General features: G+C 37.9%; 22 protein-coding genes. 13 read left to right on the top strand and 9 right to left on the bottom strand.

Going from position 1 to position 21225, the window contains the following annotated elements; all coding sequences use genetic code 11:
* Positions 1 to 19 precede the first annotated feature (19 nt).
* Positions 20 to 1141, bottom strand: coding sequence for an AI-2E family transporter (locus CLV32_RS17450; protein ID WP_133557893.1), 1122 nt, complete (start codon positions 1139 to 1141; stop codon positions 20 to 22).
* 59 nt (positions 1142 to 1200) lie between these two features.
* On the opposite strand from CLV32_RS17450, the gene mnmE reads away from it, so the two are divergent.
* The 5 genes from mnmE (at position 1201) to CLV32_RS17425 (ending at position 5285) form a co-directional block, all read left to right on the top strand.
* Positions 1201 to 2571, top strand: a complete 1371-nt coding sequence (gene mnmE, locus CLV32_RS17445; RefSeq protein ID WP_133557891.1) for a tRNA uridine-5-carboxymethylaminomethyl(34) synthesis GTPase MnmE — start codon at positions 1201 to 1203, stop codon at positions 2569 to 2571.
* Positions 2572 to 2692: 121 nt separating this feature from the next.
* The gene (locus tag CLV32_RS17440; RefSeq protein WP_133557889.1) at positions 2693 to 3259 is read left to right on the top strand and encodes a hypothetical protein; all 567 of its coding nucleotides are present in this window, start codon (positions 2693 to 2695) and stop codon (positions 3257 to 3259) included.
* Between the two features lie 21 nt (positions 3260 to 3280).
* Positions 3281 to 4255: a nucleotidyl transferase AbiEii/AbiGii toxin family protein gene (locus CLV32_RS17435; RefSeq protein ID WP_133557887.1), complete on the top strand. Its 975-nt coding sequence runs from the start codon at positions 3281 to 3283 to the stop codon at positions 4253 to 4255.
* Positions 4256 to 4297: 42 nt separating this feature from the next.
* Positions 4298 to 4798: an McrC family protein gene (locus tag CLV32_RS17430; protein WP_133557885.1), complete on the top strand. Its 501-nt coding sequence runs from the start codon at positions 4298 to 4300 to the stop codon at positions 4796 to 4798.
* Positions 4799 to 4970: 172 nt separating this feature from the next.
* Positions 4971 to 5285 (top strand): hypothetical protein, encoded by a 315-nt coding sequence (locus CLV32_RS17425; RefSeq protein ID WP_133557883.1) that lies wholly within the window; start codon positions 4971 to 4973, stop codon positions 5283 to 5285.
* A 1650-nt stretch (positions 5286 to 6935) separates the two neighbouring features.
* Here CLV32_RS17425 and CLV32_RS17420 read toward each other — a convergent pair.
* The 3 genes from CLV32_RS17420 to CLV32_RS17410 all read right to left on the bottom strand — a co-directional run bounded on the left by CLV32_RS17420 (position 6936) and on the right by CLV32_RS17410 (position 9671).
* Positions 6936 to 7463 (bottom strand): DUF6705 family protein, encoded by a 528-nt coding sequence (locus tag CLV32_RS17420; RefSeq protein ID WP_133557881.1) that lies wholly within the window; start codon positions 7461 to 7463, stop codon positions 6936 to 6938.
* Positions 7464 to 7721: 258 nt separating this feature from the next.
* Positions 7722 to 8357 carry a DUF6266 family protein gene (locus CLV32_RS17415; RefSeq protein WP_133557879.1) on the bottom strand — a complete coding sequence of 212 codons (636 nt, stop codon included), beginning with the start codon at positions 8355 to 8357 and terminating at the stop codon, positions 7722 to 7724.
* 822 nt (positions 8358 to 9179) lie between these two features.
* The gene (locus tag CLV32_RS17410; protein ID WP_133557877.1) at positions 9180 to 9671 is read right to left on the bottom strand and encodes a PPC domain-containing DNA-binding protein; all 492 of its coding nucleotides are present in this window, start codon (positions 9669 to 9671) and stop codon (positions 9180 to 9182) included.
* A gap of 240 nt (positions 9672 to 9911) precedes the next feature.
* On the opposite strand from CLV32_RS17410, the gene CLV32_RS17405 reads away from it, so the two are divergent.
* Positions 9912 to 10508, top strand: coding sequence for a hypothetical protein (locus CLV32_RS17405; RefSeq protein WP_166641975.1), 597 nt, complete (start codon positions 9912 to 9914; stop codon positions 10506 to 10508).
* Between the two features lie 296 nt (positions 10509 to 10804).
* On the opposite strand, the gene CLV32_RS17400 is transcribed toward CLV32_RS17405, so the two are convergent.
* Both CLV32_RS17400 and CLV32_RS17395 read right to left on the bottom strand, forming a co-directional pair.
* Positions 10805 to 11866, bottom strand: coding sequence for a medium chain dehydrogenase/reductase family protein (locus CLV32_RS17400; RefSeq protein ID WP_133557873.1), 1062 nt, complete (start codon positions 11864 to 11866; stop codon positions 10805 to 10807).
* A 99-nt stretch (positions 11867 to 11965) separates the two neighbouring features.
* Positions 11966 to 12826 carry a helix-turn-helix domain-containing protein gene (locus CLV32_RS17395; protein WP_133557871.1) on the bottom strand — a complete coding sequence of 287 codons (861 nt, stop codon included), beginning with the start codon at positions 12824 to 12826 and terminating at the stop codon, positions 11966 to 11968.
* Positions 12827 to 13146: 320 nt separating this feature from the next.
* On the opposite strand from CLV32_RS17395, the gene CLV32_RS17390 reads away from it, so the two are divergent.
* The 3 genes from CLV32_RS17390 (at position 13147) to CLV32_RS23150 (ending at position 15023) form a co-directional block, all read left to right on the top strand.
* Positions 13147 to 13941 carry an NIPSNAP family protein gene (locus CLV32_RS17390; RefSeq protein ID WP_133557869.1) on the top strand — a complete coding sequence of 265 codons (795 nt, stop codon included), beginning with the start codon at positions 13147 to 13149 and terminating at the stop codon, positions 13939 to 13941.
* A 315-nt stretch (positions 13942 to 14256) separates the two neighbouring features.
* Positions 14257 to 14640, top strand: a complete 384-nt coding sequence (locus tag CLV32_RS17385; RefSeq protein WP_133557867.1) for a hypothetical protein — start codon at positions 14257 to 14259, stop codon at positions 14638 to 14640.
* Between the two features lie 209 nt (positions 14641 to 14849).
* Positions 14850 to 15023, top strand: a complete 174-nt coding sequence (locus CLV32_RS23150; protein ID WP_166641974.1) for a hypothetical protein — start codon at positions 14850 to 14852, stop codon at positions 15021 to 15023.
* Between the two features lie 292 nt (positions 15024 to 15315).
* Here CLV32_RS23150 and CLV32_RS17380 read toward each other — a convergent pair whose 3' ends face one another.
* Positions 15316 to 15786 (bottom strand): hypothetical protein, encoded by a 471-nt coding sequence (locus CLV32_RS17380; protein ID WP_133557865.1) that lies wholly within the window; start codon positions 15784 to 15786, stop codon positions 15316 to 15318.
* 577 nt (positions 15787 to 16363) lie between these two features.
* On the opposite strand from CLV32_RS17380, the gene CLV32_RS17375 reads away from it, so the two are divergent.
* Complete coding sequence (locus tag CLV32_RS17375) at positions 16364 to 16837, top strand: hypothetical protein (protein ID WP_133557863.1); 474 nt, start codon at positions 16364 to 16366, stop codon at positions 16835 to 16837.
* A gap of 360 nt (positions 16838 to 17197) precedes the next feature.
* Entirely contained in the window at positions 17198 to 17731 is a 534-nt protein-coding gene (locus CLV32_RS17370) for a hypothetical protein (RefSeq protein WP_133557861.1), read from the top strand.
* A gap of 130 nt (positions 17732 to 17861) precedes the next feature.
* On the opposite strand, the gene CLV32_RS17365 is transcribed toward CLV32_RS17370, so the two are convergent.
* Positions 17862 to 18437, bottom strand: coding sequence for a hypothetical protein (locus CLV32_RS17365; RefSeq protein WP_133557859.1), 576 nt, complete (start codon positions 18435 to 18437; stop codon positions 17862 to 17864).
* Positions 18438 to 18768: 331 nt separating this feature from the next.
* On the opposite strand from CLV32_RS17365, the gene CLV32_RS17360 reads away from it, so the two are divergent.
* Positions 18769 to 18984 (top strand): hypothetical protein, encoded by a 216-nt coding sequence (locus tag CLV32_RS17360; protein ID WP_133557857.1) that lies wholly within the window; start codon positions 18769 to 18771, stop codon positions 18982 to 18984.
* A gap of 60 nt (positions 18985 to 19044) precedes the next feature.
* Positions 19045 to 19761: a peptidase associated/transthyretin-like domain-containing protein gene (locus CLV32_RS17355; protein ID WP_133557855.1), complete on the top strand. Its 717-nt coding sequence runs from the start codon at positions 19045 to 19047 to the stop codon at positions 19759 to 19761.
* 300 nt (positions 19762 to 20061) lie between these two features.
* Here the strand turns inward: CLV32_RS17355 and CLV32_RS17350 are convergent, their stop codons facing one another.
* Positions 20062 to 21165, bottom strand: a complete 1104-nt coding sequence (locus CLV32_RS17350; protein ID WP_133557853.1) for a hypothetical protein — start codon at positions 21163 to 21165, stop codon at positions 20062 to 20064.
* Between the last annotated feature and the right edge of the window lie 60 nt (positions 21166 to 21225).

Genomic DNA, 21225 nt, shown 5'->3' with positions numbered 1-21225 from the left:
TTTTTACAGCTAACGCATTTTAACCTTTTTCCACACCAGACTTAACAGGTACGTTTTTCTTTCTGCGGAACACAGAGAAGCTCATTGGAGACTTTGTTGGCCTTTCGTCACCTAACAATACACCCCATTGTTTAAACATCTCTGTTCGATCGAAAATAATCTTTAATACGGCAATGATCGGCATGGATAGGAACATACCCGAGACTCCGGCCAAACTTCCACCGACGACGACGCCCAGAATGGCAAACAGCGCATTGATCTTCACTTTAGAGCCTACGATCCGAGGCATCAGGATATTGTTATCTAAGAATTGTACACCAGCGATAACAGCCAATACCGTAATTACAGGAGTAAGGTCAGTAGAAGAAGTTAAAGTTAATAGCACCCCGATGATGTTACCAATTAAGGCACCTACATAAGGAATCAGATTTAGGATAGCGAAAATTACCCCAATCAATAAAGCATGTTTAATGCCTAATAAAAGCAGGATACCACCCAATAAAACAGTCATGTAGGTAATTTGGATCAGTAAACCCATCAGGTAACTTTTTATAATAGACTCAGTTTCATAGATCGCATCTTTCACTTTAGGGTGATCTGTTGGTTTAAACCACATAAAGATAAAACGGAGTAAGATGTCTTTATAAAACAACATCAGGTAGATATAGATGGGCAAAAGACCAACAAAGGCAAAGATTCCACCAAGGGTTAATGCTGCACCACCAGCCAGGGAACCCGCGGTATTCATCAGGTCGTTACTTTTCTTATTGATAAAAGCCACCTGCTCACTGGTAGAGTAGTGGCTTATGCTGCTTACCCAGGCACTGAGCGACTTCAGGTGTTCGCCAACATTCTTTTTAATCTGTGGAAAGTCACTCACCAACATCCCAATTTGAGAGGAGAGGAACCAGATCACTAGACCAACAAAAATGGCCACCAATAAGATACAGATTACGATAGAGATGCTTTCCGGTATTTTACGCTTACAAAAGAAGCGGAACATTGGTAGGAGCATCAAACTAATGAAGAATGCCGTAAGTACAGGCATAATAATTCCTGCACCTAAATACAGTACCGCTGCAACAAGCACAAGTCCTAATAGCTCAATGGATCGTTTTACGGTAAGTGGCAGTTCTGTCATATCTTATTATTTTGAGGTGTAACATAAGAAGGTTCGAAATGTTTGGGTATTTTTGCGTTATGATCACAGACGAAACCATCATAGCTTTATCAACTCCTCCCGGAATCGGTGCCATTGGCGTTATCCGCTTATCAGGTAAAGAGGCGATTAGCATTACCAATTCTGTATTTAGTGGCAAAGATTTGCTGCAGCAGGAGTCGCACACCATCCATTTCGGGATGATTAAAGACGGGAATGTGATTATTGATGAGGTATTGGTGAGTTTGTTCATCGCGCCTAAGTCGTATACTAAAGAAAACGTGGTCGAGATTTCTTGTCACGGTTCAAACTATATCATCCAGCAGATTATTTCTTTACTGATCAGGAAGGGTGCTTCGGCAGCTAAGCCTGGCGAATTTACCTTAAGGGCTTTTTTAAATGGGGGCCTAGACCTTTCTCAAGCAGAAGCCGTTGCAGATCTGATCTCCTCAGATTCTCAGGCTGCGCATAGTGTAGCGATGAACCAGTTGCGTGGCGGCTTTAGTACTGAGCTGAACCAGTTGCGGGAAAAGCTGATTCACTTTGCTTCCATGATTGAGCTGGAGCTTGATTTTGCGGAAGAGGATGTGGAGTTTGCGAACCGTGATCAGTTGCAGGCTTTAATTGATCAGATTACATTAGTGATCAATAAGCTGATCCGCTCTTTCGAATTAGGGAACGTGATTAAGCAGGGGATCAATACGGTTATTGCCGGTAGGCCTAATGCAGGTAAATCAACCTTGCTCAACGCGTTGTTAAACGAGGAGCGGGCTATTGTAAGTGAAATTGCTGGAACTACGCGCGATACGATTGAAGAGGTATTGAACATCAATGGCATTAACTTCAGGCTGATTGATACTGCCGGGATTCGCGAAGCAAAAGATGCGATTGAGATTATCGGGGTAGAGAAAACGATGGAGAAAATCAGCCAGTCGGCAGTATTGGTTTATCTGTTTGATGTGATCAATATGTCGGCTTCGGAGATTAAAGAAGATATAGCGAAGTTGTATAAACCGGGGGTAGCATTTTTGGCGGTAGCCAATAAAATGGATTTGACGTATAATGATCGGTTAGCTGAGTTGGATTTACCGAAGGATATTAACTTTATCGCGATCTCTGCAAAGGAGAACAGGCAGATTGATGATCTGAAACAGATGCTGTACGAAACTGCAGTTGGGGATCAGTTGTCAGACAGCCATACGATGGTGACTAATATCCGGCACGTGGAGGCCTTGCAGAAGACACAGCATGCTTTGGCGCAGGTGTCGAATGGAATGGTTAACCCGGTTACATCTGATTTCTTGGCGACGGATATTAAACAGGCACTTTATTATTTGGGCGAGATTACTGGGCAGGTTACAACTGATGACTTGCTGGAGAATATTTTTAGTAAGTTTTGTATCGGGAAATAGCCTTTTTAGCGGATCAGCTTGGTGTAGTTCTATTTCTAACAATGAATATTTTGAATGAAATTTGGTCAAAAAACATGCAAAATATTAGTTTAATTGTTATCTTTGTTTTGAAAGGAAATTTATGTCAAAATTAGATGAATTAAAGAGCCACTTAAGAAAAGGTAACATCTACAAACGAGACGAGTTGCAAAAGTGGTCAAGCTCTATAGACAGGCACCTATGTGAGCTTACCAATAACGGCATTCTTAAAAAAGTTGGCCCGGGTCTTTATCATTTTCCAAAAAAGAATGCTTTTGGCTTTGAACCGCCTGCCGACCAATTATTGATAAAGAAATTTTTAGAGAATGATAATTTTCTGATTACTTCCTTCAATTCCTTCAACGGATTGGGGTTAGGGACTACACAATTGTATAATCAGCAGATTGTTTATAATCATCTCCGCAGCGGAGATATCAAACTTGGCAATAAACTGTTCAGTTTTAGGAAAAAATCCGCCTTTCCAAAAAAGCCTACAAAGGAATTTCTGGTAGTTGACCTTATCAATAATTTGGATGCCCTAGCAGAAGACCAGACAAAAATATTGGAGAAGACTTTAAAAAAAGCGATGTACTTAGATCAAAGTTCCTTATCGTATGCCATTGAGAAATATGGAACACCAAAGACAAGGAAACTGTTGGCTGCAGTTTAGTGCGTTATTTCCCTAAAATAGATGAGTTCTACATTTCTACATCAAAAAAAAGACTTTAGAAGTCTAATCAGTACATTAGCCGCAGAGAAAGGTATACTTGAAGCCTTGATAGAAAAAGATTACTGGATCATGCATGCGCTCTATGGTATGAAAAATCTAGGGCTGGATTTTGAGCTAAAAGGGGGGACTTCGCTTTCGAAGGGCTTTAATATTATTGATCGTTTTTCTGAAGACATTGATTTGCATATTACTCCCCCAAAGGCATTTGTTGATCAGACCGGAGTTATAGTAAATGAAAATCCCAAGTCCAGCAGCTATAACATCGTTGCCAACAGGATGCAGTTCTTTGATTGGCTTGCGGAGAACATTCAAATAGACGGCATTGAGGTCGAACGCGATACTGAATTTGATGATAAAGATGGGAGGAACGGCGGAATCAGGCTTACTTACAATGGTTTATTTGGATCAGTCCCAGGGCTCAAGGATGGTATATTGCTTGAAGTAGGCTTTGCCAAGGTTACTCCTAATGTGAAGGTTGATATCAGCTCGTGGATGTATAACAAATCAATAGAAGCTGGGCTAAATATTTCGGATAACCGAGCGTTGAGTATTGCCTGTTACAATCCAGGTTATACCCTTGTGGAAAAACTCCAGACAATTGTCACCAAGTTTCGTGTTGAACAGGGTAATACCAAGGGTGGCCCAAAAGTCAACTTTATGAGGCAATATTATGATGTTTATAGGCTCTTGCAGAGAGATGATATACAGCATTTCATTACTACGCAAGAATATCTCGCACATAAACGTGACTGGTTTCCAGCTGCTGACAACGATGTGCCGTTATCCGAGAAGGAGGCATTCTTATTTTCAGATCAAACAATTAGGGCAGAATTTATGAACCGCTATCAAGCAACTTCAAGCCTTTATTATCTTGGGCAACCAGATTTTGATGAAATATTAGAATTTATCCAAGCAAACCTTCAAAAATTAGGATAGTCCTATGTTTTTAAAGGACTTTCATTTCATAATAACATCGCGGTGAGAACATCAATCATAGCCAAAGCTATGCTTCTTCTGAAGAAGATTAAAACTCCACCTTTTTGGATAGATATGCCCAAATTATTTGAATTATATGTTTATCATCATCTGTTAAGTGCATTTAATGAAAGCGACATTAAATTCCAGTTCTCTACCTACGGTAATGCACTAGATTTTTTAATCACTAAGGAAAGAAGTGAGATGGTTGTGGATGCTAAATATAAAATACATTACCGCTCAAGTCATATTCATGAAGACATTAGGCAAGTTGCTGGTTATGCTAGGTTAAATAATGTTTATGAAGCTTTAAAAAAAACTAAAACCTCAAAAGACATGATAGATTGTTTAATAATTTATCCAACTGATAAGGAGTTGAACGATGATTATAAGTTCGAATATATTTTAAATGAATCATCCGAAATCAAAGCTTACAATAAAGTTTATAAATTGGGTATACTTGTGCCTTATATAAAATGGATGTCTAGGATCATTGCGTTATAAGTACACCTTCTGTACGGATTACTGTTGGTAATGTTCTGGTATTCAGTTATATGTTAGATATTGTATCGGAAAGTAGGGTTATAAATAACAACAACTTTTGATAAAGTAAATAAAATAACTATTTGATTATTAAAAGTTTACGTAAGTTTAAAGAAGGCGTAAATCGTAAACAATGAAAAAAATAAAAATATATTCCGCTATACTTTTTTTGTTGATTTTTTGCGGATTGTGGAGTTACACATATATTTTCAGAGCATTTAAAGAATACCTGCTAACTAAAAGTTCAAAGACTTCTAAAGCGGTAATCATAAGAGATAAGAATTATCTCGGAAATAGCCCTGTTTCTCATGAATACACTTATTCCTATCAATTTAATGCAGATGTGAAGTTATATACTGGTGATTCTAATGATCCAAAACTCGTTGTAGGAGATACAATAAATGTCCGATATGTAATTGGTTGGCCATCTATCAATGACCCAAAATAAATACAAAATCAATTTGGGTTGACAAATTTACCGATTTAACCGTACGTTCAGAGAAAATGTATTTCATCCTGCAGGTTAAAATCTCGGTACAGGAATAGATGAATTACTACAACCACCAATCAAAACAGGATCTTTCTGGATTCTACGATCTTTAAATTACAAATATCGATTGAACATTTACTAAATAAAATGAGTGCAATGTCCTCATTTATATTTTAAAAAAAAACTGTGCAGTATTAAGCCAAACATGCTCAAGGATTATATGTCTGAAATCTAATTTTTTTTCAAAAGGAAAGGATGAACAGGTGTGTTTCTGCGAGGTCAAATTCAGTGCAAACACATCAAGATGGTACGACAAGATTATGAGTAGCTGCTCCCAGTCTTCTTCGACTTTTGTCGAACAAGGTACGAAGGATATCCGAAGAAAGTCCGAACCAAGTGCAGTGTATTTACAACTCATTCTATACAAATCACTGCCATTGAATTTGCTTTGAAATGTGGAGTGTTTCGTAAAGCGTGGAATTAGGATTATATAGCCTTTCGGATCTGATTTCAGCTAAAACAAGTAACGAAATTACTGAAAATTTTTAGTAACAAATAAAGAGATATACTTTTTCTGTTCTAGACACCATTTAACGATATTTCCTTGTACTAAGCCCAGCTGTAATAATTGGATTGAAAATCAATTACTGTTCGGTGTCTAAGAAATTCAAGATGAAAATAACGACAGCAATGGTTTATGATGCACTGCGAGGCAATTTTTAGTATAAATTCACTATAAAACCCCGTTTATTGCGCTTTTGAGGGGGGTGTCAAATTTTTCAAACAATTATTTTATTCAACCGCCTTTAAATGCCATTCAAGGCCGATTTCACTTTTTTTCAAAAAAACTTTTTCCGCCTTTAGACTATCAGGAAGGCCGATTTCTTCGTTTTTTAGAGGGGGGTGTAACACCCCCTTACACTGACATAGGTTTTTCTATATCCCGATCTTTATCTAGCAATTAAAAGTAAACAGAAACGATCAACCTGGGCTACCCTAATTGCTGAAAAAGGGGAGCATGTGAAGTGTTGACCTCTTATAAAATAACCATTTTGGAAAGGTTTATCGATTCGTGTAATTGACTAACCTAGCAATCAGTCGGGATGGCGTTGCAGATGTTCTTTGACATACGGACAAGTTTATTGGAGGGTTAACTTCGGGCAGAAGGTTAATCAAGTAAACTTGTAAACATCGCAAAATAGGGATGGGTTATAACAAGCTTCCTTGGCCAAGAGGCTTGTTATTTTTTTGTTTCTGTTTAGAATTATGTTTTTAAAAATAGCCACTTAGATTTGAAAACGAGTTAACAGACCGGTTCGTTTTCTGGGAGGGTTACAAGGTTCCTTGCCTGCGCAGGCGTAATAATTGTTTTATCTGACACATTGCTTTTGCTTTTCCAGCCATCAGCACTCGGATTAAGTGAAAGAATATTCGCCTAATTAAGCCAAAATCCATTCATCACGGGGGGTCAGTATGCTCCGGACTAATAGGTGTCCCGCTCAAATTAGATGGGTCAATATGCTCCGGTATGAACAGCACCCTGAAAATAAGGGGGTCAGCATGCTCCAGAATATCCACTTTGATTACGTCATATTCTTTTGCAAACTGCTATCTGACTTTACTAAGAGTCATTTTAGTAGGCACTGAAAAGCCAGGATAATTTTCTTTCCATTCAACTTTTCGCTCCACTAAGGTCCACTCCAGATCATTGTTCTTCGTTATTACTAACGTAACCTCGCCTTCTTTTTTGCGCTCGATGTCATGAAATGTCAATGTCATTGGTAAGGGTCCATTTATTCCAGCTAAGGCACCTATTAAAGGAAATTCGGTTGACGAATTGATGACTATGCCATTCTTTTCATAAGTGTATTGCCCGTCCAGGCGATCATAGTAAATAGTACTGTTATTTTTACCAAGGGGAATTTTTCTTTTTACATTTAATGAAAGCTCGAACGAAATTGAATCATTTTTAAATGCCCATGCGCCTTCAAAAGCCTCCATTTTGCTGCTGAATGCATATTCTCCGGGTTTCAATTTTGAAAGAGCTTTGTCTGTTATTTTTGTCTGAGCAAATGAGGATGTAAGAGAAAATAAGCAAATTAGTATTACGCCCAATTGTTTATATATGTTTTTCATATTCAATCTTAGCAAGGATTATTAACTACCTTATTTTCCGCACCACCGTTTATAAGAACAATCCGAAAGTCTTTTTTGCCGCAATGTTGACGGTTTGAATTCATCTGGTATAAGATCGGCAAGTGACAGCCTTAGTAAATGTTCTGTTCATTTTCCGCATTGAGGCAGATATATTTCATCATCTTTTCATTTGCGCCCACAGCTTGTGCAATTTCAATACAGGACATTTCGATATCGATTTAATTTACAGCGTTTTTTCTAATTTATTTGTCCGAGATAGATAGTATCGGATGTTGAGGAATTTTCACTTGATCCAAAAGCAATATATACATGCATCGTCTCCGTGCGTAGGCTGGAATTGATTAGAAGTACCTCTGAAAGCTGATTTCTTTTAGCTCCACTTGTTTCAAAAACAGCCTGGTTTGAATTAGGAAAATAAGCTAACATCATTACTCGATCATACCGGAAAGGATGATCTTCTTCGGCATAATCCCAGGAAAATTTAAGGCCAAATTCTACCTGTTCGAGATTCGGTTCTTGGGGAATGAGCAATGGTCCATTTGAAAGCAAAAGCTTATCGAACAGCAATTCTGGTTTTTGTTGGTCACTCATCTGAATGGCATGTAACCGGTTGTGCGACATAGCCAGGTTATGATAGTTGCGGACAGTTCCCTCAGCTAAGCCGCTAAAACCTTTTTTAATAAAAGGTTGGGTCACTTTAAAAAGGGATGTTAACACATTATGTGTCTTAGAAGATTGGATTTCTCCTGGTGTGCGCGGGGCCGTCCTATATCCAACACCTCTGGCAACTCCCTGACCATTCAATTCATACCAAATTACCTGGCCAACTTTACCCCGCATAGGGCCATAAATACCTTGTTTTGCAATTCCCATGATGATACGTTTAGATTCTGATTATGAGAAAGTTAAGTACTGAATTCGAAGATAGCAAGGAGATTGCTATAACCTTACTGTTGGATGACAATCCTAATAAGCTTAGTCGACACGGCGTCAACAAGCCCTTAACGCGCCCTTAGCCGGGTTAAGGCCGCGTCAAGGGCGCGTCAACCCCCCGTTTGGGCCCCGTTTGCCTATGATTTGTCGATAACGTTTTATAAGCGTTCTCATACTGTGTCCTATAGTCTTATACTGGTTTTACTTGGCGTATTTACCGTGTTATTTTCTTATTTTACTGTTTTTACTTGTCAAAGGTTTTTTAATTTCCTAAAATCACTTGACTTGCAATATTATTTTCCTGAAATCGCTTGACAGCGGCTTTTCGCGAAATAGTTTCGTATGCTGTTTTTCCTATTATTGCGTCTATAGGTTTAGAATGGAATGTTTTTGGTTCAATGTTCAGTTCTATTTGGTTATCGGTTTATGCATTTTGGTGGCGCTTTTTCTGGAGCGATATGTGTCTGTAGACCATGAAAATGCTGAAAACAAGGACGGATCTGAATATTTTAAATCAACCACCATATGAGGTTACAATCCGAAAGATAAGAAAACGGGAGTTATTGAAAATGGAGGGCGTGATTACCTAAATGGGGCCAGGGAAACATCGCAGTACCCGACACTAATGGACCTGAGTTTAAAGCTTGGGCAATGCATATTGCTATCGAAATTTTATTCGAAAAGCCGAGGGGATTGATTTAATGTTGCTTGGGTGGTAAAGATTTGTTAATTGAATTGGTGATACTGATTATAGACTATTTGTTATTGCAACTGCAGGACATTAGCACCTAAGGGTTCTTCCATTTTTCGTTCGAGTTTTTTTTCATGAACAATCACAGTGATTTCGAGTGAGCCGGTGCTAACTGTGGCTGAAAGCAGATGACCACCCCATGCTTTAAAATTGGCGTCTGTAACCACGCCATGGACATGTAATGAGGGAAGCTCTTTTTGCCAGGCTATTGAGCCCGTCATGCTGGCCATTTCTACTTCTTTAAAATCTTTAGGCTTATATTGTTTTGTTTTAAAGTCGAAAAAGCCGAAGCATGCGTTCACAAAACCCATTCCGGTAAAATTGGCCGAAGGAATCTTTTCTGCGACGGCAAATTTTTCTATTTCCTTAAAAACATCGTCACCCTGACGCAGTACAATCAGGTATCCGGTAGGGGTTTTTAAGTAGCGCGCAGTGTCAGCACTTTGTGCATTAATCGTAAATGAACAGATAACTAGTAATAGGATTAGACAGATGGACTTCATAGTTTGTTTTTATTTGATTGCAACAACTATCCTTCGAGATGGTTTTGAAAATGAAAATGTCATAAAAAGGCGTGAATATTTATTCTGAAATTGACTTTCCACATTTAACTGGGCAAAATATTTGTTATAGGAATGATCATGGTCAATTATTTTGCAGGCAGTTTAGCATTGAAGCGGAGACTTAATAAGCAACGCTTCTTATAGTATTGACTCAAACAAGTTATTTAATATCAAGTGAAAATGAAATTTTTAAATATCTCAAGTCTTTACGGAATTACTTTTTTGTTTTTTAGCACCATTTGTTCGGGTCAAAGCACGGATTTGAAGCTAAAAAAATTAACAGAAAGAACCAAAAAATCGATGCAGTTAGACTACATCCTGGAAAAAGAGGAAAGCTGTGATTTGAATAATGATCAAAAGAAGGATGTGATTCTAGTATATAAACCCAAGAATATTGATAAAGAGCTGGAATCTCTAGATACTCCAGTGATCTTATTATTGAGTCAAAACAACGATTATATCAAATTGTCGAACAGCAACATCCTTTATTCTTACATTCCTGATAATTCGGTTTTAGAAAATAATTTGGTTACCAAAAACGAATATTTTACATTAGAACAGACTGAAGGAAATGGCAGCAATAAAAGGAAAACTTATATCACGTTTAAGTTTGAAAAAGGCAGCAAACAGCTATTGCTCAGCAAATATGGGATTGAAACCTCCTTTCCCGGGAAAAACAAGATAGTTACCAAGACCCAACTGTTTTCGATTAAAGATTTTGGGAAGATAAAGTTTGAGGATTTTAATACCGAAACCATTTCATCATTGGTAAAGTAGTTTTACGAATTAAATCTCAAAGTTCTGATCAGATTATGGAACTATTGGAAAGATAATAATATGAAAGTAGCAATCACCGCTTTATTTCTTCTCTCTATTATGATAGGATGTAAACAAGGAACAACATAAGTGTTGCTTACGCAAATTGTTTTTCCGAAACTGCAGTTGTCCATCATGGATTGCAGATGCCAACGAAAGGTACAAGGCTACCATGAAGCCACTCGACTTTCAGGAAAATGGCAGCTATTTGCCATCCAGGGCTTGAGCAACAGTACACCTGATTTGGAATTCAATACCTAAGGTACAAGCACAACCTTTCCATAAGCGGTCCTTGATTCAGCCAGTTTCATGGCAGCTACAATGTCAGTCAACGGAAAACGGGCAGCAATTTGCGGCTTAAGTACTCCGCGTTCAATTAAACTGGTTAGTTCAGTAAAACTTTCCTTCAACTGTAGTTGAAACTTCTCACTCCCTTTACCTTCCCAGATATTGTAAAAATGAGCGCTTCGGCCATTGGGCATGATGTTCCACCAGGCTATCTGCACCAATGCTTTGATAAATGGGAGCAAGATGTTGCCGTTACTATTTAAGCCTGAAGCAATGGCATAACAAATAAGTACGCCGCCTTTGGCAAGCATACGGAATGATCTGGCAAAGCTCGTTCCACCTAAATGGTCAAAAACGGCATCCACGCCACCCGGGGCAAGTTTAAGCACTGTCTCTGATAAATTGCTGTCATTGTAATCTATCGGCTCCACACCCTGTGCACGCAATGCTTGATGATGTCGGGCTGAGGCAGTTCCAATTACGCGAACTCCAGCATTGATAGCCAATTGTGTGAGGATTGTTCCTACGCCACCATTAGCACCGTGAACAAGGATAGTTTGTCCCGACTGAATACGCGCTCTTACATGCAGCATCTGCCAGGCGGTTATGCCACTTACGATCAACGTTTCAGCTTCTGCCGGATCCATCGTTTCAGGAACAGGTAACAATTCGCTGGCAGAAAGTAACACATGGCTTGCCCAGCCACCAGTTTTTGTTAAGGCGGCAACACGTTTGCCAAGCAGGGACATATCAACACCGGGCCCGATTGCGATTACGGTGCCGACTAAGTCGTATCCTGGAACGAAAGGGAACTTTGGCTGCTCGTAGTACTTGCCGCGTCGCATAGACTGCTCGGCGAAAGATATGCCGCTGGCTTCCATTTTGACACATACCTGTCCGGCGGCAGGGCTATTTAATGTACGCGTTTCAACTACTAATCCTTCTGCCTCGACGATTCCAGGCATGATTACTTCTGTGGTATTAAAACTGGTTTGATTTGCTTGTGTAGTGTTTTCTATAACTGATTCCATCTTTGTTGCTGTTTAGTTTAAATGAACAGTACAAATGTATAGGGACCAATCCCGGTGGTATTGTAAGAAAACGAAATGGCAGCTTCATAGCTGTTTCGCTTACGGTTGAGAAGGGTAGCTATCGTTAACTACACAGAAACTTCCGTTATTTAAGTTTTTAATGAACTGCTGAGGTGCCAGGCCCAAGAAATATTGAAAGTCCTTAATCAGGTGGCTCTGATCATGATAATCATACCTGGCGATTAATTCAAACATGTCTATTTTCTGATTGCTACGGGAAAGGATGTAAGCAATAACTTCTTTAAAACGCAAAAAGCGGAGCAGCTCTTTAACGGAATAGCCGGTATGCTTTTGAAACTTCAGCTGAATACTGCGCTCCGAAAGATGAGTATCTGCCGCTATGGCCTTTACAGGATCAACAAGGGGGTTAAAAAACTTTGCCAGATCGCCGATGACGGTTTGCAGCACGCGATCATTTTCTCTTAGTAAATCTGTAGCTGATTCCTTTAGGAAGCTTACCTTTTGTGCTGTTGCAGGCAGTGCTGCTAAGGCTGTCCAAAGGCCATAAAAACGGATGTCATCTGTTACCAGCTCGGCATCTTTCTGGTTTCCTTCAGTGAGCCCCGTTAATGGCATATCAAAAAGACGCTGAAAACCGTTGAACTTAAAATTAACGATCAGCGCATCCGCACCGGGCGGCAGCTCGTAGTTTAGCATCTGCCTGAGTGGGCCAATTACGGCGGTCCGGCTGATTACCTGCGTATCCAGGGCACTATTGTGAAATGAAATCCGTACGGGTACCCCGAAATTAAAGATCAACATCATTTCAAGATTTGGGCACACATGTCTGGTGATTGGTTGCCCATCTTTAGCGACGGAGGTGTGGTAGAAGCTGTTTATTACTTCGTCTAAAGGTGCTTCCACCGAAAATAACGCTTCGTTGATATCCGTTTGGTTCATCAGTGCTGTTCGTTTTCTTGCAATACCGGGATTCGCTACTGCGCTATGTTTGACTTGTCAAATTTAACAAATCCAAGACTAAAAGCTAATTAAAGACAATGAAAACAACCTGCCTGCTAAACTTCCTTATTATGGCTTTTGTGATAGCGTTTGACTTTGAACTTTCTGATATGCCTTATTTTTATGCAATAGTTCATAATGCGTATCATAATTCACTGGCTGTCCTGAAATTTATAGTTAAGAGCTTTGCTATAGTTTCCTGTACGCATTGTTAACCTTCGGTTGTGAAAGTGGCTAACGTTTATTAGCTTGCTCTCTATATGAAAAGACGCGCCTTCTTGAAGACAGCAATACTAAGCGGTGCTGCTGCGGCGCTACTGCCAAGCACAGTATTTGCCGAACCTAAATCCAAAAATAAAATGCAGATGTATTATGAATTGAGAAGGTATTCCCTCACAAATGCTGACCAGCAGCGCCTGGTGGAAGATTATTTTGAGAAAGCGGCGATTCCTGCTTTAAATAGACAAGGCATAAAAAACGTTGGTGTGTTTACTGAACTTCAGCCTTCTGGACAATCTACGTTGGTTGCGCTCATCCCTTATCAATCGTTGCAACAGTTTGAAACGATCAATACAAAGCTTAATCAGGATAAGGCTTATGGAGCGGCAGGGGCCGATTATTTGTCGGCACCAGCATCTAAGCCTGCATATCAACGTATAGAAAGTTCTTTACTGAAAGCTTTTACAGGGATGCCCGGAATTGAATTACCGGCTAAGGGGAACCGTATTTTCGAGCTGCGCAGGTATGAGCACGCCAGTGAGGCGGCGGGAGCGAAGAAAAGGGAAATGTTTAATGATGCCGGAGAAATCGACATTTTTAGACGCCTCGATTTTAAGCCAGTTTTCTTTGCAGAAACAATCATAGGGGAGGCCCGTCCGAACTTGATTTACATGGTTACTTTTGACGATATGGCCGCACATGACCAGCATTGGAAAACTTTTGGAGCTGATGCAGAGTGGAAGAAAATCAGCTCAATTCCAGAATATGCAGACTCAAAGCTGGTGTCCAAGATCACTAAAATATTTCTGCAGCCCACAAAGTATTCACAGATTTAGCTAGCTCAAGGCGCGACTGGTAGCTTCAGTGATAGATTGTATTAAGGCATATAAATTAAATGCAATGACATCAATCAAGCAAAAAAGAATCGTCCTAATATGCGTTTGTCTGCTAAGTTGTGTTACGAATTTATCATTACGTTAGGCCTTTCTTGGGGATGTATAATGGAATCATAAATTCACTAAATTTAGTAATATCTCAAATGCACTAATTAAAAATAAAGATCAATTTAAAATTAAGTGATCTTAAAATAAACGGGTTTCTAATATTATTAATGCTATTTGTAGGCTTCCATCAGGACCAGGTATTAAATTATGATAAAAGAAGTTAAAATGGGTAAAATGATAGGTTTGTTGATTATAGTACTGTTACTTGGATGTGTGAGTGACGAATATGGGTGCTTATCTGATGTAGAATACGATTATCATCAACATTATAATTTAATATTGAAGAAAAAGAAACTTAGCGGAAGGTTGGTGTCGTTATGGGGAGTAAATCCTGAAAACAACGAAGAAAGTAATTATGAATCCCAAAATGGCTATATGCAAAATGCGTATGATTATCTTGAAGTAGGAGACACTATAGTAAAGGATTCCGCGGCTTATTTTCTTTTGGTTAGGAAACCGAATAAATCCTACATTTTTACCTTTGGATGCAATACCCCTAAGACTATTGATTCTATTTTGTATATAAAGTAAATAACATGTTCCGCAACTTTTATAGAATTACGAATTTCTGTGGTTTTCTGATATTAATATGCAGTGGTTGCTTTAATGACTATGATAACAGGAAATTTATCAATATATACAAATATCACGACACGGTAATCAATTTCGTGGTAATAAATAAAATTAAGACTGGCAAAACCGTTACCTTAATTGGCAGCTACTCAAATCAAAATCTTCTTGTGAAATACACCGATACAGGTGCCTATCTATATAAATATTATGATTTATATCAACCCGGCGATACTGTTCTTAAAGATTATGGTTTATTATATTTAACAGTAAGACAACATCACCGTATTTTGCTCATAAGTATTGGAGATGGTGATGCACAGTTGCAGCGCATTACCTGGTAAAAGATTTTTGTAACTGGAAGGGTTTAAAACTGAACGCCTAGTTTGCTCTGCTAGTAGTTTTCAATTGTTTGAAACAATAATTTAATTATAGATTATCATATTTCTTGCGATGATAGCGGAAAGGCTGGAATCGGACTTTGTTCTGAAATTGAAGGGAAACTACATTGGTATATTGACTGAGAAAATTAGCCTTCAATTCTGCGGGTGTATCTTATGGGCCGGTTAGTTTGTTTAAGACATTGTAAGTTCTATATGTTTTCATATTTTATTACACCGAAGGAGTTGGGTATAATTAGTGATATACCTTTTTATCGACGAATAATATCACTGAGCTCAAATAAACAATCCTGATGTTATCGTCTTCCGGTTTTTCATGATAAAATAGGTTAGACAGTTTATCCGCAATATGGAGATCGATGGTTTTAGGCCCATATTTTGAGCTCCCGACAATGATCCCAATGGGAACCATAACTTTAAGCGGCCGAACTTCTCCTATTAGCGGTTTGTAATTATATTGCTGAAGAAATGGAAGCACACCAATTTTATCGAATAATTCAGCATTGTTGGATGTTATCAGGGCTCTGGAATTTTTATCTAACACAATCTGGATATTAAGGGTGTACAAAGCATCCGAATCTGGAAGGAGGTTAGTTTTAAAGTTCCGGTTCAACTGATTAATGAATTTCTCTTTCTCCAGCCATGTTGACTGGGCATAAGTTGTTATAGAGAATAGAATTAGGTAGAAAAAAGCTAATATCTTCATCGTGGTGTATATTTATGAGTTCCGGTGAGCCCAAGTTGATGATTAAACCGATTTACGATAGAGCCCGTAGCGTATAATGCGTTTCAAAAATACGCAATAATTTACTACAGGCATTGATCTATCGTCTCGTTTCAATTGCTAACTTTCGAATTTTGGCAAGCGATACTTTTTTGTTTAATTCATTATGTCTCCGATATACTATCGATTTTGCGAAATATATTAAAAAGCATTTGTCTGGTGTTGAAGTTGACACGTTTTCATTACAACTCAATCCCCAAGGACGGCAAGTTTGAAGCAGAACAAATCGGAAAAAGAATTGCTACACATAGTAAAACAAAAAAGTTATGTGTTAAAGCCCCTTAGACACATCAATGGGCTTAAATAAATAAATGTCTTTACTAAGTACAATTCAATGTCAGTAAGATTATATAAAAGCGAAGGTATATGTGTAAGTCATCATCATTATTTCACCGTTTAATTGATAAATTCAACCTTTATGTCTTTGTCGACGAACCGCAGGGAAGTTTAAGACAAATGTATACTTTTGAGTTGTATGTATCGGTGAACTAATAAAAACATGAAAATTGAATTGAATTCAAATGAAATAATAGCACTTGATGATTTCGAACTCGGATGGAGATGGGATAATCTCCATAATCCTGGTATTTTAACTGAAGATAAAATACAGCTTAAACCTTTAAGCATAATAGAATCAAAGAGTCTTTATAAAATTGTAAATTTCTTTGAGTCCGAAATTAATCTATCTAATGGGTTTCAACCTAATAGCTGGGTTCGCGCGAGTTCAGAAACTAAAGAGTCCATTGATAAATTTTCGAATTACTTTCGAGAACTCACAAGAAATTATGATGAGAATATTTTTATATCATGGAGCCGCTCAACTTGTCTCTACACAACGAAGGATATTTTTATAAAATATTGGGATGATTTCTGTTATCCAAGTTCTGATGATATTACGATAATTTCTGAGCTGACCAACTGGGTTTATTTTTACAATCATATTGAAGTAGGGCAATTTTGGATCAGAAAGTAGTAAAAACAATCCGAGCAGTTTAATTAAATGCTATTCCAGCTGTATCTCGGGTTAAATCCAATGCCATTTACTAGAACTTAGAATTATTATTATTCCCTCCTTATTTTGTAATACGCATGCCAGCCTTCTTACTATTCCACCGTTTTTTGATAAAGCGGTTCCAGGAAGTCTGTTACTATTTTTAAAAGATTTAGTTTATTATCTTCAACGTTCATTTGAGCTTATGCAAATCAAGGCAAATAATGCATCGTATAGGCACAACATCCAGGATTTCGACAGCAAATGTACTGAAACCTTAAAATGCGTAGTCGTTTGGTACTTAAACATCAATAAGCTTGCAAATTCTAATACTTAGCATATATGTCAAAAAAAATCACACAGATCATATTAATAAGCTTAATTTCATGCCTCCTGGCCTGTAATTCTGAGAGTCATAAAACAGCCATAGAAATACCACCTAGGCTAATCCAAACAGATACGACTAACAGAACACAGTTTATAGCAATAATAGACGATTCAGCGATAAAAAAGAACATTCAGTTGACCAAAAATGACTTATCAATAATTGATCAACAAATAAAAATTGCAGTTAGCAACTACAACGTCGAAAGGGAACAGTATCTGAAGAAAATTAGATTGGAAGATCCAAAAACGACGATAAAACGAGAAGACCTTTTTATCGACCTAAAAAATTATAAGCGCCAGTATGTAGCCCACATAAACGCAAAAAAACAAAAGGAGGTTTGGGTAAACTGCTTTTGTAGCAATGAGGGCAATGATGAATGGAAATCCAAAATCATAGAAGTGAGAGACGGTGGTAAATGTTATTTTAATCTAAGAATTATTATTGAGCAAAAAAGCTATTATGAATTCATGGTTAATGGTAAAGCCTAACTCCTTTATAATAGAATTAATATTACAATTAATTGAGGATGCCCGCTACCATGTTTGTTTACTATCAATATCCCTACTTATCCTGAATTCCACCGTTTCTTTATTCTCTGCCCAATAGCCAATGCACTCTTTATCGTTTAAAAGTGTCCCAGATCAATTTTCCGTTGAAGTCAATTTTGTACTTTACCTTCGCGAAATCCGTTATCAATATTCCGTCATTTTCAAGTTTAAATTCCTCTTCATTGTCTATTGAAACAAAAATGTCTGCACCACTAAATTCCCATTTGATGTGACCATCTTTGTTTAGTTTTGTGATTTTTAACTCTCCGTGAATAATATAGTCATCTTGCTGTTTGTAAATTTTGAAACAGGTTGCTGGGTCACATTGTGTCTTCCATTTCAGTTCAAGGCCTGGAAGTGTCAAACAAAATATGGTGTCGCAACAGCAGATTAATAAGTGATCATTATCGACAAGTGTTGAATTTGAATAAATCCCAGTTGCACCTCCGGAGGAAATGAGAATACAATTGTTTATTTGAACGTCGTCTTGAAATATTTTAACTCCATGATTTGATGTCGGATATTCCTCCGCGCCATTACCAAAATAGGTTTTTAAGTAATTAAAGTTATTACCGGCGGAACCAACCTTAAAGGTTGGTTCATCTAGCACTTCAATTCTTAAGTCTTTATACTGGTGTCTGTTCATTGTAGTCGTTCTGAAGTAACATTCAACTTTTAAATATACGCAAGGACTTTAGCGTAGGCAAATAAACAGTTGTGGGGGCATTGGCCCGCAGGATAATAACGGCTATATTTTAAACCGATACATCCTCCGTGCCGACTGTCAGTTTAACAGTCATTTCAGGATATTTGGGGAGCTAGAAAGTAGCTTTATCAACTTTAGGAATAGCGGTGCCCGACCCGTGCAGGATCTAAATAAACTTGCGACAACGGAGCTTTTTGCTGAGTATGGTTTTAAGGCAAAAAATGGTATGCGATTTAATTTTCGTTTGGGTTAGCAAACGCTTAATTATGGCATGGGAACTTTGTTGGACATCAGAGATGCCAATGTACGCCGCTCAGTTATTGGCGGAAAATTTATTCTAAGATTTGGAAAAAGTAGACTAGATTTATTCGCCATGAAATTGATGCAAACTAAAACCGGATTTTTTGACGACTACGTTGATCCGAATCAAACTCAAACCGGGACAACAACAGGTGTGACAAGTTTAGAATGTTTTTTTGATTTCTGATTTTTCTGTTAAAAGTAGTGAAATGATCGTTTTAAGATGAGGTCATTGTTAACTTTGCGAATGGACTTACCGCGCTCGCTCAAACTAACACTGCTACTGATATTTACCTCCGTTATTTGGTGTTTTGCCCAAAATGCTAATACTATCCGGGGTGTAGTGGTACAAGATGGTACTAAAGCCAGGATAGAGCAGGTGACAATTGGTAACAAAAGAAGCGGGCAGCGGGTATCTTCAGATAAACTCGGCTTGTTCGAGTTAATTTGTAAAATAGGGGACACCCTAATGATTGAGCGGATCGGTTATCAGGAGCTGAAAATACGCGTACAAAACTATGCAGAGCTGACCATACATCTTAAACCTACCAATCTCTTGAATGAAGTATCCATTACCGGTCAGCGTGCTTCTGCGCAGTTGCGGGAAATCAGTGCTACTTACAGTAAGGAAAAAGGCATCTTCTATGGCGGAAAGCCGCCACTCAGGTTGCTGTCGCCTTTCGGCGGCAGTCCGGTGACGTTCTTTTATGAACTTCTCGGAAAGGACGGCAGACGTGTAAGACGGTTGAACCAATTAGCGAAAGATGCTGCTGAAGCAGAAGAAATTTCCAGATATTTTAACGACCTGATTATTCGCAATACCGTAGCTATAGACAGCAATCAGCTGGACGCATTCAAGCTGAAGTATACGCCTAAGCTGGATCAGCTTAAAAGGTGGTCGGCATACGACAGGGCAAACTACATTAAAAGTTCATTTGAAGAATTTCGGAAAAAGGAAAACTGATTTTAACCATTGCGGTTATTTGGAGCCATTCAACAGAATAGTTTTAATGCTTTTTTATTCGGTGTTTAAGCAACTTCATTTTATTATTTTCAAATCTAAAAGACCACATTTGCGAATATTCGTCACATATCTCTTCTCCATAAGGATGAAGTGTCGGGTTTAAAGATGGCTAGGTTGAACTTAAACCAGTGCTATGGCCTCGTTGCCAAGTGCATTGATTGTGATAAAAATACTAATTCATATGTTTTCAATTATAAAATATGATTCGCTCCATTATTTTACAATGGGATTTGAGCATCATCATTTGCTCTTTATTACGTAGATGCCTTTTTTTCCATTTTCATGGTAATTGGTACTATAATCATATGCAAGAAAGCAGACAGCACTTTTTTGTGCAAATATTTCTGGTAACTGAAAAAGATGTAAATCAGTTTGTGGACTTTGGCCAAAACCATTACGCTGATATGCCACGGTTTTGAAATGCAAAATGTCGTCATGTAAATTTAGTTTATAATAGGCAGTACCATAAAAATTAGATGGTATACCTGGATTAAAATACCCTTCAGTAGTAAAAATTTCCTTGGCGAACGCCTCGGTCTTGATTTTGCCACTGTCTTTATATTTTAAGGATTGATCTGGGAAGAAAGTGAAATCGGAGTTATAAATGCTGATGTAGCTATCCTTAAAGCGAAGGGAATTCGAATAAATCGATTTGTAAACATCTTTTAAGAAATGTACCTCATGCCATTTATGCGGTACAATTTTGTCATTAATTTTACATTTAATTTCTGAACCTTCAGCATATATTGGGGAGTATGTAGCCGTATACAGTTTTGTCCATTTTCCAGCTATTTGGAAATAGACACATTGGGCAGAATTCTGATCAGTATGCCATCCATAAAGTACAATATCTGCAAGCTGATAATTTTCCTCAAATATTTCATCCCATTGATTGCTTTGCATCGAGTCGTCTTTATTTAATACTTTATCATAAGGCAATGGTGTAGGGTGATCTGCAGATATATCATAAATTGCATCTGCGCCAATGGCAAAACAGTTAATCGTTTCTAAAAATTTGAACTGGCTATATTCGTCTACATTTAGCTCAAAAATTTTATTGCCTTTTGCATCAATTTTTATAGGGTTATAATAACCTAGTTGTTTAAAGTTGTTGATTAAAAAGAAGTTTTTTTTCGGAAAATATAAGATTTCAGCATTGCTGGTTTGGGTAGCCCTGTATAGTAGATGTTTATCCGAACTTAGACCGTTTTGTAGTTCTGGATATTTCTTATATTGATTGTAATGAATAAATAAGCCAGGTGAGACATTAATCGTAGTAAGTTTATCTAATACGATAATGACTATGAAAAGAGTTAGTAATAAGAGCCACATTTTTTTCGTCATTTCGTACTATAAACATATTTATAGAGTAGATGTTACAGAATCCGAAAAAAATATCGTTCC

The sequence above is a fragment of the Pedobacter duraquae genome, from assembly GCF_004362245.1.
In the GTDB taxonomy this organism is placed as follows: domain Bacteria; phylum Bacteroidota; class Bacteroidia; order Sphingobacteriales; family Sphingobacteriaceae; genus Pedobacter; species Pedobacter duraquae.
The sequence above is the reverse complement of the archived record's forward strand: the minus strand, read 5'-3'. Positions and strand labels throughout refer to the sequence as shown.